This window comes from Paenibacillus sp. J31P13, assembly GCF_056269295.1.
On sequence record NZ_JBWDNR010000001.1, the window covers coordinates 261,247 to 278,432 of the forward strand.

Annotated in this window: 19 protein-coding genes; 18 read left to right on the top strand and 1 reads right to left on the bottom strand. The window is 45.2% G+C overall.

What is annotated here, in order from left to right:
• Positions 1-2: 2 nt before the first annotated feature.
• From AC0YOD_RS00970 to AC0YOD_RS01020, 11 genes are all read left to right on the top strand, one after another.
• Complete coding sequence (locus AC0YOD_RS00970) at positions 3-1,250, top strand: DUF58 domain-containing protein (protein ID WP_475797382.1); 1,248 nt, start codon at positions 3-5, stop codon at positions 1,248-1,250.
• A gap of 2 nt (positions 1,251-1,252) precedes the next feature.
• Positions 1,253-3,511 (top strand): transglutaminase TgpA family protein, encoded by a 2,259-nt coding sequence (locus tag AC0YOD_RS00975; protein WP_475798332.1) that lies wholly within the window; start codon positions 1,253-1,255, stop codon positions 3,509-3,511.
• A gap of 172 nt (positions 3,512-3,683) precedes the next feature.
• Positions 3,684-4,208 (top strand): YqeG family HAD IIIA-type phosphatase, encoded by a 525-nt coding sequence (locus tag AC0YOD_RS00980; protein ID WP_475797383.1) that lies wholly within the window; start codon positions 3,684-3,686, stop codon positions 4,206-4,208.
• Complete coding sequence (gene yqeH / locus AC0YOD_RS00985) at positions 4,205-5,332, top strand: ribosome biogenesis GTPase YqeH (protein ID WP_475797384.1); 1,128 nt, start codon at positions 4,205-4,207, stop codon at positions 5,330-5,332. Before AC0YOD_RS00980 ends, yqeH begins: the two co-directional genes overlap by 4 nt.
• Positions 5,333-5,357: 25 nt before the next feature.
• Positions 5,358-6,227 carry a shikimate dehydrogenase gene (aroE, locus tag AC0YOD_RS00990; RefSeq protein ID WP_475797385.1) on the top strand — a complete coding sequence of 290 codons (870 nt, stop codon included), beginning with the start codon at positions 5,358-5,360 and terminating at the stop codon, positions 6,225-6,227.
• 68 nt (positions 6,228-6,295) lie between these two features.
• Positions 6,296-6,601: a ribosome assembly RNA-binding protein YhbY gene (yhbY, locus tag AC0YOD_RS00995; protein WP_102713066.1), complete on the top strand. Its 306-nt coding sequence runs from the start codon at positions 6,296-6,298 to the stop codon at positions 6,599-6,601.
• A 39-nt stretch (positions 6,602-6,640) separates the two neighbouring features.
• Positions 6,641-7,231 (top strand): nicotinate-nucleotide adenylyltransferase, encoded by a 591-nt coding sequence (gene nadD, locus AC0YOD_RS01000; protein WP_475797386.1) that lies wholly within the window; start codon positions 6,641-6,643, stop codon positions 7,229-7,231.
• Positions 7,221-7,775 carry a bis(5'-nucleosyl)-tetraphosphatase (symmetrical) YqeK gene (yqeK, locus tag AC0YOD_RS01005; protein WP_475797387.1) on the top strand — a complete coding sequence of 185 codons (555 nt, stop codon included), beginning with the start codon at positions 7,221-7,223 and terminating at the stop codon, positions 7,773-7,775. Before nadD ends, yqeK begins: the two co-directional genes overlap by 11 nt.
• 21 nt (positions 7,776-7,796) lie before the next feature.
• A complete protein-coding gene (gene rsfS, locus AC0YOD_RS01010; protein WP_475797388.1) occupies positions 7,797-8,144 on the top strand; it encodes a ribosome silencing factor in 348 nt (115 codons plus the stop codon).
• The gene (locus AC0YOD_RS01015) at positions 8,141-9,100 is read left to right on the top strand and encodes a CvfB family protein (protein WP_475797389.1); all 960 of its coding nucleotides are present in this window, start codon (positions 8,141-8,143) and stop codon (positions 9,098-9,100) included. Before rsfS ends, AC0YOD_RS01015 begins: the two co-directional genes overlap by 4 nt.
• Entirely contained in the window at positions 9,097-9,864 is a 768-nt protein-coding gene (locus AC0YOD_RS01020) for a class I SAM-dependent DNA methyltransferase (RefSeq protein ID WP_475797390.1), read from the top strand. The genes AC0YOD_RS01015 and AC0YOD_RS01020 overlap by 4 nt, the downstream gene beginning before the upstream one ends.
• 217 nt (positions 9,865-10,081) lie before the next feature.
• On the opposite strand, the gene AC0YOD_RS01025 is transcribed toward AC0YOD_RS01020, so the two are convergent.
• The gene (locus AC0YOD_RS01025; protein ID WP_475797391.1) at positions 10,082-10,303 is read right to left on the bottom strand and encodes a hypothetical protein; all 222 of its coding nucleotides are present in this window, start codon (positions 10,301-10,303) and stop codon (positions 10,082-10,084) included.
• Between the two features lie 279 nt (positions 10,304-10,582).
• On the opposite strand from AC0YOD_RS01025, the gene nrdI reads away from it, so the two are divergent.
• From nrdI to AC0YOD_RS01060, 7 genes are all read left to right on the top strand, one after another.
• Entirely contained in the window at positions 10,583-10,942 is a 360-nt protein-coding gene (gene nrdI, locus AC0YOD_RS01030) for a class Ib ribonucleoside-diphosphate reductase assembly flavoprotein NrdI (RefSeq protein WP_475797392.1), read from the top strand.
• Positions 10,929-13,013, top strand: coding sequence for a class 1b ribonucleoside-diphosphate reductase subunit alpha (nrdE, locus tag AC0YOD_RS01035; protein ID WP_475797393.1), 2,085 nt, complete (start codon positions 10,929-10,931; stop codon positions 13,011-13,013). Before nrdI ends, nrdE begins: the two co-directional genes overlap by 14 nt.
• 148 nt (positions 13,014-13,161) lie before the next feature.
• Positions 13,162-14,118: a class 1b ribonucleoside-diphosphate reductase subunit beta gene (gene nrdF, locus AC0YOD_RS01040; RefSeq protein WP_475797394.1), complete on the top strand. Its 957-nt coding sequence runs from the start codon at positions 13,162-13,164 to the stop codon at positions 14,116-14,118.
• A gap of 347 nt (positions 14,119-14,465) precedes the next feature.
• Entirely contained in the window at positions 14,466-14,570 is a 105-nt protein-coding gene (locus AC0YOD_RS01045; protein ID WP_475798333.1) for a pentapeptide repeat-containing protein, read from the top strand.
• An 85-nt stretch (positions 14,571-14,655) separates the two neighbouring features.
• The gene (locus AC0YOD_RS01050) at positions 14,656-15,333 is read left to right on the top strand and encodes a hypothetical protein (RefSeq protein ID WP_475797395.1); all 678 of its coding nucleotides are present in this window, start codon (positions 14,656-14,658) and stop codon (positions 15,331-15,333) included.
• Between the two features lie 70 nt (positions 15,334-15,403).
• Positions 15,404-16,381 (top strand): ABC transporter ATP-binding protein, encoded by a 978-nt coding sequence (locus AC0YOD_RS01055; RefSeq protein ID WP_475797396.1) that lies wholly within the window; start codon positions 15,404-15,406, stop codon positions 16,379-16,381.
• Positions 16,381-17,184 (top strand): ABC transporter permease, encoded by an 804-nt coding sequence (locus AC0YOD_RS01060; protein ID WP_475797397.1) that lies wholly within the window; start codon positions 16,381-16,383, stop codon positions 17,182-17,184. The genes AC0YOD_RS01055 and AC0YOD_RS01060 overlap by 1 nt, the downstream gene beginning before the upstream one ends.
• Positions 17,185-17,186: the final 2 nt, after the last annotated feature.

The window sequence follows — 17,186 nt, forward strand, 5'->3', positions numbered from 1 at the left end:
CAATGAAGGCCATCCAATCATCAAAGCTGCGTTGGCAGCTTGTCGCTGTGATTTATGTAACTAGTCTATTTTATTTATTGTTTCAGGGTGGAAAAACAGCCATTATGCTCTTCGTTATCTTAAATTTACTGCTCATTTATTTAGTGCTTGGACGATGGAGCGGTATTCATAAAGTAAATGGACAAAGGTCTTATTCCACATCAGGTGGAGCGGTGTTTGAACAGTCCCTTTATGCAGGAAGCTCGCTTGATGTCAGCTTGAATGTGAAAGTACCAGGTCTTTATCCCATTCCTTATGTACTTGTAAGAGATCAACTGCAGCGACATAACGGTCAAAAGCTGGCATTTGAAACGTCATTCGTACCGAACTGGAAGCGAAGCGGCCAAGTTGTCTATCAAACGCCTCCGCTGCAGCGAGGAGAGTATCGCTTCAAGCATACGGAATGTATTTCGTATGATGTATTCGGATTGTTCGAGCATACGGGAAAATTCGGAATGGAAACGGTATTCAGCGTCCTGCCTCAGACAGTACCGCTGAGGCAATGGCATGGAATTCAGAGAGGCATACGCGGACCTTATTCTCATGCCATAGCGTCACGCTCAGCGAAGGAAACGACACAAATTAATGGTGTACGCGAATATCACTATGGCGATCGTTTATCACGTGTACATTGGAATGCAACGGCGAAGACGGGGCAATGGAAATCCAAAGCGTTTGAGCGTGAATCACTGCCGCGTACAATCGTTATTCTTGATAGGCACCCAAGCGGCTATGCTGGCGAGCTGGCTACTCGTTTTGAAATTGCGGTATCTGCGGCTGCCTCCTTGCTGGAGAATGGATTAAAGGACGATACAGCAATGGGTCTGCTCTCTATCGGAGAAGCCATGACCATGTTCGCTCCAAAATCAGGAATGGATCAGCGCAGCTTATTAATGAAGCATTTGACATTTGTAGATGCTGATGCCGCGTATCCGATATCTCTATCCTTGCAGCGAGCAGACTCCTTGTTGGAGCCGGGCAGCTTTGCGGTTATAATCACACCGGAATCAGGTGCTGGTGTTGTTCGCAGCATGGAATGGCTATCCCGCAAAGGGTTAACGCCTTGTCTGCTTCATGTCTCATCCTCTATTGATCATCTAAGTCATGATAACGCTTGGAAGCTTGCCATACGTGAGCGAGGGTGGCCGGTATTTGAAATCCGCGAGCTGCAGGATCTGCCTAGCGTATTGGAAGGGGGCGGGATTGCGTGAAGATGATGGCGAGAGGGATCGTGAAATACGTAGCAGCCAATTGGTATGAGAAGCTGATTTTTATTTTCGTCAGTGTTATTTTATGGAATGTCATTTCTGTTTTCGAAGGCTTCTGGTGGGATGAAACCTATGCCATTGCTCACTATACAATCCTTTGGGCTGTTTTAATCGACCTGCTCCTTCCCTATCGCAGTCGAGTTGGGAAGCTGCTGCTTCAAGTTTTTGCTGGTATCCTAACGACGGTTGAGTTGGCACGGATGGACTGGATGGTGGTTAGACCGGCAAGCTGGCAGGACTGGCTTTGGTGGTTCCAAGTCCATGTCGTACAGCTCCATCCCTTTATTTGGGTCAGTGCAGCGCTGTTAGCTTTGTATGTGCTATTCGCTGTATGGACGGTCACTCGACCGCGTATTTTCGGTCTTATCGGCGTTAGTATTTTGTCGCTGACCATTGCGGATTCCTTTACACCGATTTGGCTTTGGGATGAGGTAGCCATGGTCGTGTTTGTTGGTTTGCTTTGGCTTGCAGCAGCTCATATGGCGAAGCTGCAGCGTGAGCATCCGAGCAGCTGGAAGGAGCTTATCGAATATCCGATCCGGTTCTTAATGCCAATTGCTTTAGTTTTGTCGGTATTAATGACGATTGGACTCAGCATGCCATCCCTTTCACCTATTTTGCAGGACCCCTATACGATTTGGAAAGAGTCCAAGGGTGAAAAGGTGGAAGTGTTTCTTGGAGATAAGGGGCTAGATGCTTTAACGCTCGGAAATAAAGGAGTTGCAACCTCGGGCTATAGTCGAAGCGACGATACTCTCGGCGGGGGGTTCGAATATGATTATTCACCAATGATGACGGTTACCACTTCTCAGCGAAGCTACTGGCGAGGTGAGTCGAAATCATTTTATACAGGTGACGGTTGGATTGATGGAGCAGAGAATCAGTTCGATACGGAATCTACTTACGGGGTCGAGTACGGTGTTGAGTTTGCATCTCTTGATAAACCGCCAATAGCAGGAACTCTTCAGATCAATCAAATTGTTACGATGGTACGCAAGGATGTATATCCGGTGTTGTTCGCCGCTGCTCCTGCTTCAAAACTGAACTGGGTAGGCAGTGAAGAGGCTGATAGACGAACCGATCTAGCTTGGGTAGCCAATTCATGGGAACTAAGATTAATGAACTGGTCCATGAAGAACAAAAAATATCCGGAAGCCTATTCCGTGACATCCATGGTGCCGGTGCTCGATGAAGCGGAGCTAAGGAAAACGAAGGCTGGATGGTCTGATGCAGCTGATGCGGCCCGAAATGAATACTATTTGCAATTACCAGATTCAGTTCCTGCTAGGGTTAAGGATCTGGCGCTGCAGGTTACCGCTGAAGGGACAAATGATTACGATAAAGCTAGATTGCTTGAACAATACCTAAGATTCAATTATGTGTATAATAATAAACCGGATGAATCCAAGATTAAAGACAAGTCACTTGATTTCGTTGATAAGTTCCTCTTCGAAGTGAAAGAAGGCTATTGTGATTATTTCTCCACAACGATGGCTGTTATGGCACGAAGCCTCGGCTTGCCCTCTAGATGGGTAAAGGGGTTTGCGCCAGGCGTTCTTCCAGCCAGTTCCTATGGTCCTCCTGGTGGCGGCTATATGAATGAAGAGGATATGAATCCGACGGGTGCAGGTACTTATACCGTGCGTAACTCGGACGCACATTCATGGGTCGAGATTTATTTTGAGGGATTCGGTTGGATTCCATTTGAGGCTACGGCAGGGTTCGCTTTCCCTTACACGTATGCGGAAGAAGAACAAGCAGCATTACCTGATAGCTCATTGGATGATAGCGGAGCTTCTGTACCAGTTAAAACGGAACGTAATCTTAATCTAAAGGTATGGGCGTGGAGTTCTGTTGCGCTGTTGGTTGCCTTATCAGCGGTTTGGCTATTTATTCGTCGTGAAAAGATTATCTATTCATGGCGCAAGCTTCGTCATGGCTCTTATACTTCCAATGATCGGATTGTGCTTGAAACACATAAGCTGATTCGTGTCTGCAAGAAGCGCGGTATGGAGCGTCAAGATCATGAAACCATGCGAGAAGCTGTGCTTCGCTGGTCACAAAGTCAAAAGAGGCTGCGTGAGGATTTCAGATCTGTATTGGATGGTTTTGAGCAGGCAAAATATAGTCCGGTTATTGCCTCGTCAGAGGATGCTGACCGTTTTGCTGCAAAGATTAGATCACTAATTGATCAGCTAAAATAAAAATTTTAGTTTGATGTTATACCTTGTTGAGCATTGAAACGCGAATAAGAGCCATTATAATGTACAAATACCGTCTGTCATTGAAATTGGCAGCGGTATTTTTTTGCAACAAATTTAGTTTATATGGTATAGTTTCGTAAGATAACAGGCAGAAAGCAGAGGGATATCTATTATGTTTGAACGGCTGTTGCCGAACATGCGTGTAAATACAGTGTATGATATAAGTTTAGATGAGCTGCATAAGCAAGGCGTACGCGGCATCATTACGGATCTGGATAATACGCTTGTCGGTTCAAAAGAAGCGTTAGCAACACCTGAGCTGGTGCAGTGGCTAGATTATGTGCGCTCACGAGGCTTTAAGGTTATTATCGTTTCTAATAATAATGAGACCCGTGTTGGGAAGTTTGCCGCACCGCTGAATATTCCTTTTATTCATGCCGCGCGCAAGCCAGCAAACAAAGCATTTCGCAAAGCGCTTACCTTACTCGGGTTGCCTGCGGAACATACAGTTGTTATCGGCGATCAAATGCTGACAGATGTGCTTGGCGGCAATCGAATGGGACTATATACGATATTAGTTTTGCCGATTGCTCCTACCGATGAAGGTATTATGACGCGAGTAAATCGTCGAATCGAACGATTCGCATTAGTACGTCTACGAAAAAAAGGGTTATGGTATGAGGAGGAAACAAAGTGAATGAAGAACAGCTTAGTCAGGCATCTTTATCATGTGCAGGCTGCGGCGTGCAGCTTCAATCAGAGAAACCTGAGCTGGCAGGGTTTTTACCGGAAGCGGCAATGGGGCGCGAGCCGGTCATTTGTCAACGATGCTTCCGCATTCGCAATTATAATGAAGCTTCGTCAGTTGCGATTGATCAGGATGATTTCTTAAAGCTTCTAGGCAGTATTGGAAGCACAGATAGCTTAGTGGTGCATATTGTCGATTTATATGATTTCGAGGGCAGCTTGATTTCCGGTTTGCAGCGTTTTGTCGGAAATAATCCTGTTTTGCTCGTCGTGAACAAAATCGACCTGCTCCCAAAAGCGATGAATGTGAATCGCCTGCGGAATTGGGTGCAAAAGCAAGCGAAAGAAGAGGGACTTCGTACGGTTGATGTCGTTCTTTGCAGCGCGAAACGCAACATGGGCTTTGAACATGTTATTGAAGCGCTTGATAAATATCGGAACGGCCGTGATGTGTATGTGGTTGGAGCAACAAACGTTGGTAAATCAACATTGATAAATCGCCTTATTCGCGATTACAGCGATATGGAACGTGAGCTTACGACTTCCCGTTACCCGGGAACGACTCTTGATGCGGTTCATATTCCGCTCGATGATGATAAATCTATCATTGATACGCCGGGAATTGTTTATTCGTCACGGATGACAGAAGTTGTACCGCGCAGCTTCCTCAGTTCTCTTTTGCCGGACAAGCCAATTAAGCCTCTCGTGTATCAATTGAATTCGGGTCAGACGCTGTTTATAGGCAGTCTAGTCCGCTTCGATTTCGTTGAGGGCGACCGTCAATCCTTCACCTTCTATTTGTCTAATGCATTGAATATACATCGGACAAAACTGGAGCGCGCAGATGAGCTTTACGCTGATCATCGCGGTCAATTGCTAGGTGGGCCTACACTTGAAGAGCTTGAGACGATTCCTGCATGGACGCGGCATTCACTTCGTGTGAAGCGGGGCGAGAACAAGGATGTGTTCATATCCGGACTTGGCTGGATTCAAGTAAATGGTACTGGTGGAGCTTTGCTTGAAATTTATGCGCCTAAAGGCGTAAAGGTCATGCTTCGCGACTCTATGATTTAACAGAGCTTTGGAAGGGGATCTCACTGTGGCGAATTCAGGTGCAGGAAATCAGATCGACAGCAATACGATCGTGTATGGAGTGATCGGCAACCCAATCCGACACTCCAAATCACCTATTATGATGAATAGAGCTTTCCGTGAAACGGGAATTAACGGTGTATATGCGGCCTTTCATATAACGAGTGAGCGCCTAGCTGATTTTGCAGCAGGCGTTAGAGCGATGGGTATACGCGGCGTAAATGTAACGATACCGCATAAGCTTGATATCATGAGTATATTGGATGAAATCGATCCAGGAGCAGCAGCTGTTGGAGCGGTTAATACAATCGTGAATAACGATGGACGGCTAATCGGTTATAACACAGATGGTATCGGATATGTTCGTTCCCTAAAGGAAGAGGCGGAGCCTCAGCTTGCAGGGAAGCGAATTGTTGTGATCGGTGCTGGCGGGGCATCCCGCGGTATCGTATATGCGCTTACGAATGAGAAGCCAGCTCATATTACGATTTCTAATCGTTCGATAGAGCGTGCAATAGGTCTGGCAAATGATTTTAGCGACAAAGCGGATATTGAAGCGGTATCCAATGATCAGCTTAAAGCTGCATGTCAGGAAGCAGACATTGTCATCAATACGACATCGGTAGGGATGTTTCCTAATATGGATGAAACACCGATTGATGCCACTTGGCTGAAGCCGGGTGCGGTGGCAAGTGATTTGATTTACAATCCTATAAAAACAACATTTTTGGAGCAAGCCGAGCAGCGCGGCTGCCGCATCCATAACGGCCTAGGCATGTTCATCTATCAGGGTGCATATGCATTCGAATACTGGACAGGTCAAGCGGCTCCCGTTGCAGCGATGCGTGAGACGGTTCTTGCCGCATTGCAAGGCTAAGGCTATTTTTCTTATATTTTATGGAATCATAAAGAGTAACTAACGAGATGAAAGAAGGAACACATATCATGCTTACAGGTAAACAAAAACGTTATTTAAGATCATTGGCTCATCATCTAACACCGATCTTCCAGGTCGGCAAAGGCGGTACTAACGATCATCTTGTTCGTCACATCGAAGAAGCGATCGAAACACGCGAGCTAATCAAGGTTTCCGTTCTTAATAACTGCTTGGATGATCCAAAGGAAATCGGCGTAGAGGTTGCAGCAGCAGCGGGCGCTGAGCTTGTACAGGTTATCGGCAAAACAATCGTTCTCTACAAAGAGTCAAAAGACTACAAACAAATCGAGCTTCCAAAACCAGCTCGCAAATAAATCGAATACGTTTGTTCTGATTTAAGGAGGGATCAACAGATGCGCAAGATAGGTATTATGGGCGGAACGTTCGATCCCATCCATATCGGTCATTTGATTGCAGCTGAAACGGCGCGCGAGCAGTGTGATTTGCATGAAGTATGGTTTATACCCTCCTATGGGCCTCCGCTCAAAGCGAATGAACCGCGAGTCAGCGGTCAACAGCGCTACGAGATGGTTCGTGGAGCGATTGAAAGCAATCCTTCCTTCCGAGTACTAGACATCGAATTGCAACGTGGCGGAGTAAGTTATTCTTACGATACGATTACGGAGCTGGAGCGACTTTATCCGGATGCTTCATTCTCTTATATCATCGGATCTGATCGGATCAATGATCTCGCGGAGTGGTATCAAATTGAACAGCTGGCGGCCAAAATCAGCTTTATAGGTGTTGAGCGTCCAAGTGAAGCTATTCACCTTGATACGCTTCCTTTGTTTTTACAAGATCGCATTCAGCTTATCCATATGCCGGCTATTCCCATTTCCTCGACGGACATCCGAACGAGAGTGAAATCGGGGAAGTCGGTTCAATATTTTGTATCGGAACCCGTATATAGCTACATGAGGAGGCACAGCCTGTATGAATCGTGAGGAAATGATCGCTAAGGTGAAGGCAGAGATGCCGGAGCGCAGATGGCTTCATACACAGGGAGTTATGGACACGGCAATCCTTCTCGCTGAGCGATTCGGAGAGGACCCTGTTCGCGCTGAACTGGCTGCCATTTTGCATGATGTGGCCAAATATTGGGCAACTGAGCGTATGGAGAACATGATTCGCATCAACCATTTGCCAAGCGAGCTCCTGCTTTATGATAAAGATCTGTGGCATGCGCCTGTTGGAGCTTGGGTTGCGGAGCATGAGTATGGCGTGAAGGATGCCGGCGTGCTGGATGCTATTCGCTATCACACCTCTGGACGAAGAGAGATGTCCAAGCTTGAGAAAATTGTTTGCTTGGCCGATTATATGGAGCCGGGGCGGAATTTTCCAGGTGTAGAGGCAATACGCGAACTGAGCCAGCAGCATTTGGAGCAAGCTCTACTTGCGGGCTTTAATTCAACGATCACCTTTTTGTTGGAAAAGGGAAAACGTATATTTCCACTAACGATTGAAGCACGGAATGCTTTGTTGGAATAAGATAAATTAGGAGGCTGAGCTATGGCGGTACATTCAGATGAATTGCTCCACATTGCGGTGGAAGCAGCAGAAGACAAGAAAGCGGTAAACGTTGTCGCATTAAATTTAAAAGAAGTTTCATTGGTCGCGGATTATTTCGTGATTTGCAGCGGTAATTCCGATACACAGGTACAAGCTATCGCTACAGAAATTAGAAAGCAAGCCGAGAAGAACGGCAATCGCATCCGCGGTATTGAAGGCATGGACTCCGCTAGATGGGTATTGATCGATCTAGGAGACGTTATCGTTCATGTTTTCCATCGTGATGAGCGCGAATACTATAACATTGAGCGGCTTTGGTCAGATGCGAAGGTTGTGGAGTTCGCATGAGTTTTGTAGCTGGAACGACAGAAATGCTCAAAGTGGACCGCGAGGTATCACCCTATGGCTATTTCTTAACGAACGGCGAATCAGATGTGCTGCTGCACTATACGGAGCTTGTTGGCAAAAAACCGAAAATCGGAGAAGAAGTAGAAGCCTTTATCTTCTACGATTCTGAGGATCGATTAGCGGCAACGATGAAGAAACCGCTTCTGCAGCTTGGCCAGCTTGGACGCTTGCAAGTAGCAGACGTTCATCCGCGGCTTGGTTGCTTTCTAGAAATGGGACTTGGCAGACAGCTGCTGCTCCCGCTCTCTGAGCTTCCTGAAAGCATCGACTACAGACCGCTTCCAGGCGACGAGGTTTTCGTTGTGATGAAGCATGATAAAATCGGCAGACTTGTCGCGAAAATTGCTTTTGAAGAGGAACTCTCCGAACTCGTTTTTGCTGCGCCTGAAAGCTGGAATAACCAGTGGGTAGAGGGCTGGGTAACCAAAACATTGCAGCTCGGATCTTTCGTTATGATCGATGGAGGAGTCGTGGGCTTCGGCGTATACGGACTTATTCCAAGCTCTGAGAGAACCAGACCTCTAAGGCTTGGCGAGCGCGTGAGCGCACGAATAACGTTCATACGCGAGGACGGCAGGGCGAATTTATCGATGGCGCCGCGCAAAGAAATCGGACGAGTTGAGGATGCTGATCGTATTCTGGCTTTCCTGAAAGAACGTCCAGGCGGCGGGATGCCTTACTCCGATCAAACGGATGCTGATATTATTAAGCAAAAGTTCGGAATCAGCAAGGGCGCTTTCAAACGCGCGATCGGAAAGCTGATGCGTGAACGCTTAGTGACGCAAAAGGGAAGCTGGACATATCTGGCTGAGGAGCCGGCAGCTGACGGTTCAGATCAGACTCAGCAGCAAGCGGAGGTTAACCCATCCGTTTCTGAAGGAGTTGACGGTCAATGACACGCTCCTATGGCCAGTTTGCGAGGGTCTATGATCAATTGATGGAGGACATGCCCTATGCAGAATGGCTGGGCTTTGCAAGAGCAGGCTGGTCGCGCTATGGGATGCCTGCTACGGTTGTTGACTTAGGCTGCGGAACAGGCAGCCTATCGATTCCGCTGGCTCGATCAGGGTTCCATGTATATGGAATTGACTTGTCTTCGGACATGTTGACGGTAGCTCGCAGCAAGTGGGATGAGACGCCGCAGACGGTCATTAGGCCGAGTCCAGGCTCGATCAGGTGGCTTCAACAGGACATGCGTGAATGGGAGCTTCAGGAGCCCGTTGACGCGGTCATATCGTTTTGTGATTGTCTCAATTATTTGACGGAGGAAGCGGATATCGAAGCTGCCTTCCGATCCACCTTCGCGGGCTTGCGCAGTGGAGGAACATTCCTATTTGATATGCATCCGCCTAGGCAGCTGATCCGTTATGCGGAAGAACAGCCTTTTGTGCTCGATGAGCGGGATGTCGCTTATATCTGGACTTGTGACTTTGAAGAAGAGCGTTGTGAGATTGAGCATAGCTTGACGATTTTTGCGCGGGAGCAGGATTCGAAGTTCTATCGCTTCGAGGAATCTCATGTGCAGCGCGCATATGATCCTGATTGGATTGAGGCAGCGCTACGAAGAGCTGGCTTTCAAACGATCCATCGTTATGCGGATTTTGAGTTGGAGCCGCCAACGAGCGAGTCAGAGCGATTGTTTTTTGCAGCGGTAAAGTAGAAGAAGCAACAAAAGAAGGGCTCTCCTATGAGGTCTAGACCTCATGGAGAGCTTTTTATCTTTGCATATGCCAAAATAAGTGTATAATCGACAAGGGACAATTTTAGGAGTTAAGCATTATTATTGAATTTGCTCTTGCGATTGCGAAAGATGTGACAGCGAAGAACGATGAAATCTGTCGTTATGCTAGATCTAGATGTTGTGTTTCACTTCTCCGCTATTCGCGCAGGGCATCCTTTAAGCGGCTGTTCATTCCTGCAGCTGCTGACGCTTTTCGAACGGCATCCAGCTTTAATTTTTTGATCGTTTGCTTCATTTCATGATTGTCTTTTTCTAAATTCTCGATGTATTCTAGCAGCTCTGGAACCGTGTATTTGGCTTCCTGAAACAGTTTCTCTATAGACTCTCGAATTTGTTCTGCAGTTGTTTTAACGTCCATTTGGGCCTCCAAAATAGCAATAAAATGACACTATCCCATCATATCCTTATCTGTTAAAATAGTCGAGTGCGCCAAAAAAATAGATTAATATTTTCTCCATATTTTTCATTGACTCCACCTATATATTGATGTAGAATCAAGAACAGCAACTAGATATTGATGATTATAGCTGTCATCAATGAGTAACTACTAGTAATTGGGATTTAAGCGCAACTGACAGAAACGCTAGTCAGAAGCGCTTTTTGATTTCTTACATTCAATAAAGGGAGCGAACGTGCAATGCTAGTCGTCTATGATTCCAGAACGGGTAATGTCAAGCGTTTCATCAAAAAATTGAATATGCGGGCAATGCCTATTGATGCAAAGGATGAGGTGGACGAGCCGTTCGTGCTGGTCACGTACACTACAGGGTTCGGTCAAGTGCCGGAGAAGGTTCAGTCCTTCTTGGAAAGTAATTCTGAGCACCTCCGCGGCGTATCTGCAAGCGGTAATCGCAACTGGGGAACAGGGTTCGCCAAGAGCGCGGACACGATCTCCGAGAAGTATCATGTTCCCGTTATTTTGAAGTTTGAATTATCTGGCACAAATCAAGATACGCAACATTTTGTCGAAAGGGTGCGAACCATTGAAGCATATTGAACTGAATAACGAATTAATGCAACGCGGAGCAGACGGATTTTATCAGCTTGAGAAAGATAAAGAGGCTGTTGTCGCTTTTATGGAGGAAGTAGAAGAGAAGAGTGTGAAGTTTGATTCTCTTCGCGAGAAGCTGGATTATTTAATCGAAAATGATTATTACGATAATGTATATGATAAATATACATATGAGCAGGTTGAGGCTGTGTACAATTTGACAGCGAACAGCGGCTTTGAATTTCAATCGTATATGGCTGCTTCCAAATTTTATAAAGATTATGCTTTGAAGACTAACAATAAATCGCAATACTTGGAGCAATACTCCGATCGTGTAGCCATCGTTGCTTTGAATCTTGGTGAAGGTGATCCGGCCAAAGCGCTTAGAATTGCTGAAGCGATGATCGATCAACGTTTGCAACCCGCTACACCAACTTTTCTAAACGCAGGCAAAAGCCGTCGTGGTGAAATGGTTTCTTGTTTCTTGCTAGAGATGGATGATTCACTTAATTCCATTAACTTCGTGCTCGGTACTTGCATGCAGCTTTCCAAAATTGGCGGCGGTGTTGCTGTCAACTTGTCCAAGCTTCGTGGACGCGGAGAGCCAATTAAAGGCGTTGAAGGCGCAGCGAAAGGCATTATGCCTGTTCTGAAGCTAATGGAGGATGCTTTCTCCTATGCAGACCAAATGGGTCAGCGTAAAGGCTCGGGCGCTGGTTATTACAATATTTTCGGCTGGGATATTATTGAATTCCTAGATTGCAAAAAAATTAATGCTGACGAGAAGGCACGTATCAAAACCCTTTCGATCGGTCTTATTATACCGAATAAATTCTATGAGCTTGCTGCTCAGAATAAGCCTCTCTTTGCGTTCGGACCACATTCCGTGCATAAAGCATACGGCAAACATCTCGATGACATGGATATGGACGAGATGTACGAAGAATTACTTGCTAATGAGCTTGTAACGAAGAAGAAAATTATGAATGCTCGTGATATGCTGACAAAAATCGCCTCGATTCAGCTTGAATCCGGCTACCCATACATCATGAATAAATCTAACGCGAACAGCGTTCATGCTTTGAAAGATATCGGCTCTATCAAAATGTCCAACCTTTGCACGGAGATCTTCCAACTGCAAGAGACATCTGAAATTAAAGATTACGGATACGAAGATGTAATCCGTCGCGATATAAGCTGTAACCTTGCTTCCCTTAACATTGTTAATGTGATGGAGCACAAAAAAGTGAAGGAATCCGTTCATGTTGGTATTGAAGCATTGACGACAGTAAGCGATTTGTCTAAAATCGACAATGCGCCTGGCGTTCGCAAAGCCAATGAAGAGCTTCACTCCGTTGGACTTGGCGCTATGAACCTTAACGGCTACCTTGCAAAAAACAAAATTGCTTATGAAAGTGAAGAAGCAAAAGATTTTGCAGGCGTATTCTTCATGATGATGAACTACTATTCTCTTGAGCAAAGTATGGAAATTGCCAAAGAGCGCGGTACAACGTTTAAAGACTTTGACCGTTCTGAGTACGCGAAGGGCACTTATTTCACACGTTATGTGGAAAATGACTTCCGTCCGAAGACGGATCGCGTTAAGGAATTGTTCGAAGGAATGGAAATTCCATCGCCGGAAGATTGGGCAGCATTGAAAGAGAACGTTGTTAAGTATGGTCTTTATCATGCTTACCGTCTTGCAATTGCCCCAACACAAAGCATCTCGTACATCCAAAATGCTACATCTAGCGTAATGCCGATCGTTGAGCATATTGAGACTCGTACGTATGCAAACTCAACAACGTATTATCCAATGCCATATTTGGCACAAGACAATTACTTCTACTATAAATCAGCTTACAACATTGATCAGTTCAAGCTAATTGACCTGATTGCAGAAATTCAGCAGCATGTCGATCAAGGTATCTCTTCTGTATTGCATGTTAACAGTAATGTATCGACTCGTGAATTGGCGCGCTTCTATGTTTATGCTGCACAAAAAGGACTTAAATCGCTCTACTACACAAGAACGAAACGCCTTTCCGTTGAGGAATGCACAAGCTGTGCCGTTTAAGTTGGAACGATAAGAGATCATGGATTTATGGTTAGATCCTTGAATGCATGTCGTATTTAACCGCGAAACGTAAGCTTCGAGAAATCGACAGCTTGCGTTTACGCATGATTTTATCGATGCTTACGTAGCAAAGAAGGAGCTCACTCTAATGAAAGCAGTAAACTGGAACCGGCCTGATGACGATTTCACGTTGACATTCTGGCAGCAAAATGTAATGCAATTTTGGACGGATGAAGAGATTCCGCTCTCCGATGACAAAATGGATTGGATGGAAATGACGGATGCTGAACGTACGCTATATAAGAACGTACTCGGCGGTCTGACTTTGCTTGATACGATTCAAGGCGGAATCGGCATGCCGAAAATTTTGGAGCATGTTGAAGGCTTGCAGCGCAAAGCTGTCCTCTCATTCATGTCCATGATGGAGCAAATTCACGCAAAATCGTACAGCAGTATTTTCACAACGCTGGCATCAGGCGAAGAGATCGATGAGATCTTCAAATGGGTCGAGCAAAATGAACAGCTTCAGAAGAAAGCAACAATGATTTCCTCGTGGTATGCTAACATCACAGGACCGATTGAGCTTTACAAAGCGATGGCTGCATCCGTATTTCTAGAAAGCTACCTGTTCTACAGCGGTTTCTTCTACCCGCTATACTTGGCAGGCCAAGGCAAAATGACGAGCAGCGGCGAAATTATCGACTTGATTTTGCGTGATGAGAGTATCCACGGTTTGTATGTTGGTGTTCTTGCACAAGAACTATTTGAAACGTTCAGCCCAGAAGAGAAAGCTCAGCTTCAAATCGAGCTTTATGCACTTCTAAACGAGCTTTATGAGAACGAGGTTGTGTATACAGATCATTTGTACGCGCCGCTCGGTCTAGAAGAAGAAGTGAAGGTTTATGTCCGTTACAATGCGAACAAAGCGCTGATGAACCTCGGTATGGAACCGCATTTCCCAGAAGAACCGGTTAATCCAATCGTATTCAACGGTATCAGCACACACACAAAGCAGCATGACTTCTTCTCCAAAAAAGGTAATGGCTACGTTCGTACGATTCACGTAGAGCCGCTTAATGATGAAGATTTCGTATTTAACTTTTAATAGTTAGACAAGTACCGGATAAGGTACTCTATAATCTCATATAAATCGCTATTTATTCTGTTTTTCCCTTAGAATGAATAGCGATTTTTTTTCGTCTTTTATTCCATAAAAGGCTTTTTTTCGTTGTGTGTACTTGCTCGAGCTGTGCTTATTTTGTGAGTTTACTCATGAGTGAGTGAGTGACTGGAAGTCTGACAGACTGACTGTCTGATTAACCGATTGACTGATTGATTGAGTGAGTGAATGACTGACTGGAAGTCAGACAGACAGATTGATAGGTAGACAAATTGGGTGATTTAATGACTGATTCACTGATTGAACGTCTGATGGACTCATGGACTAATTAACTGACTAACACTGACACTGACCTGACTAACACTGACTTGACCGACACTGACTTGACCGACACTGACCTGACTGACTACTGTTCGATCGACTATTTGATAGTCTAAATGACTGATTGATAATTTCAATTTATGAACTTAATTGATATAGAAGTAAGTAAATTGAAGCCTTAGTTTCATTTTTTGAAACTACTTGGCATTCTACGCAGGAGGTGCGTGGTCAAATGGTGATTTAATTTCAACTGATGACGTTAATAAGAGGTGTTTTGAACTAATTTATATTTTAATTTCAGAATCTGAAATTAAAATTGATGGTCGCAGTAATGAAGATGGTCGCAGTAATGAAGATGGTCGCAGTAATGAAGATGGTCGCAGTAATGAAGATGGTCGCAGTAATGAAGATGGTCGCAGTAATGAAGATGGTCGCAGTAATGGTGATGGTCGCAGTAATGGTGATGGTCGCAGTAATGGTGATGGTCGCAGTAATGATGATGGTCGCAGTAATGATGATGGTCGCAGTAATGATGATGGTCGCAGTAATGGTGATGGTCGCAGTAATGAAGATGGTCGCAGTAATGAAGATGGTCGCAGTAATGAAGATGGTCGCAGTAATGAAGATGGTCGCAGTAATGATGATGTTCGCAGTAATGGTGATGGTCGCAGTAATGGTGATGGTCGCAGTAATGGTGATGTTCGCAGTAATGAAGATGGTCGCAGTAATGGTCGTGGACGCAGTAATGGTGATGGTCGCGGTAATAGTCAAAGTCGCGGAAATGGACGTGGACAGGGTAATGGTTTTGGTTATGACATTCATGGTGAAGGTCATTTTAGTAGGGATAAGGGGGTGGGGATGTGTAATAGACTTGCTTGAATTTCTGTTGACACAAAATAGGATGAATGCTAATATCTGTATTCCAAAATAAGGTCGGGGGTAAAAACAAATGATTACGATAAAGGGTATCAAAAAAACGTATCAGGTGGCAAAGCGTTCATCGGGTATAGGGCAAGCTGTTAAGTCATTATTTCATAGAGAATACACTTCTGTGGAAGCGCTTAATGATATTTCATTTTCAGTGAAGCCAGGTGAAATTGTTGGTTATATTGGACCAAATGGTGCAGGTAAATCGACGACTATCAAAGTGATGAGCGGAATACTTGTACCAGACAGCGGCTCCTGCACGATCATGGGCTATACGCCGTGGAAGGACCGCGTCGCTTATGTGAAAAATATTGGGGTTGTATTTGGTCAGCGTTCTCAGCTGTGGTGGGATGTTCCGGTAATTGATTCCTTCGAGCTGCTTCGCGATATTTATAAGGTGCCAGAGCAGGAATATCAAGATAATGTTGCGCTGTTAACAGAAACGCTCGAGTTGCAGGACATTATACATATGCCTGTTAGACAGCTGAGTCTTGGTCAACGGATGCGCTGCGAAATCGCGGCATCACTTTTGCATAGTCCCAGTATTCTCTTTCTTGATGAGCCGACAATCGGTTTGGATGCGGTATCAAAAATCGCTGTTCGCCAATTTATTCGTAGAATTAACGAGGAGAAGGGTGTCACGGTCATTTTGACGACTCATGATATGAGTGATATTGAAGCGCTGGCACAGCGGATCATTCTAATTGGAAAAGGCAAACTTCTCTATGATGGAAGCATTCATGAAATTCGGAATCAGTTTGGCACAAGGAAAACGATAACGGTTGAATATCGCCATCAACAGAAGCCTCTTAGCGTTGAGGGAGCGGTTCTCGAATCTTGGTCGCCTGAGAGAGCTGTGCTCGGTGTAGATTCAGATAAAGTATTTATTTCAGAGGTGTTGAAGTCCATATCGGAGCAGGTGGAGCTGCTGGATGTAACGATTGATACGCCCCCTATTGAGGATATGATTATCCAATTGTATAAGGAGCATGAACTATAATGAAGGCGTATATATCAGTCTTTAAACTGCGGATTTATCATGGCTTGCAATATCGCGCTGCTGCTTTGGCGGGGATCGCGACACAATTTTTCTTTGGCTTTATTTTTATAATGGTCTACCAGGCATTTTACAGTCAATCGGGATCGGACTTTCCCATTTCTCTTTCGCAGCTCATCACCTATGTATGGCTGCAGCAAGCTTTCTTGGCTTTTGTCATGTTATGGTTCCGTGACAATGAGCTATTCCAGCTTATTACAAGCGGAAATGTTGCTTATGAGCTTTGCAGACCAAGCGGAATATACGGCTTATGGTACGCGAAGCTGCTAGCTCAGCGCTTGGCGAGCGCCATTTTACGAAGCTTGCCTATTTTGATTATCGCTTTTTTCCTGCCGGAAGCTTATCGATTGCCGTTACCGGAAAATTTCACTGCATTTCTTTTATTCGTCGTTGCCTTGCTGCTTGGTTTGCTTATGATTGTAGCGCTCTCTATGTTGATGTACATTTCCGTATTTATTACGCTGTCTGCAGCAGGATCTTTGTTAATGTTTGCTGTCGTTGGTGAATTTCTAGCGGGTATGGTCCTACCTATTCCTCTTATGCCGTCTTGGCTGCAAAGTATTGTGTACGTGCTTCCGTTCCGCTGGACTGCTGACTTTCCGTTTCGCGTCTATTCCGGTCATATTACACAGGATGAGGCATTGATCGGAATTGGTATTCAGCTCCTTTGGTTTGTAGCACTCGTTGCTATTGGCCGATTTGCGATGAACCGGGTTTTGCGAAAAATAGTCGTACAGGGAGGGTGATA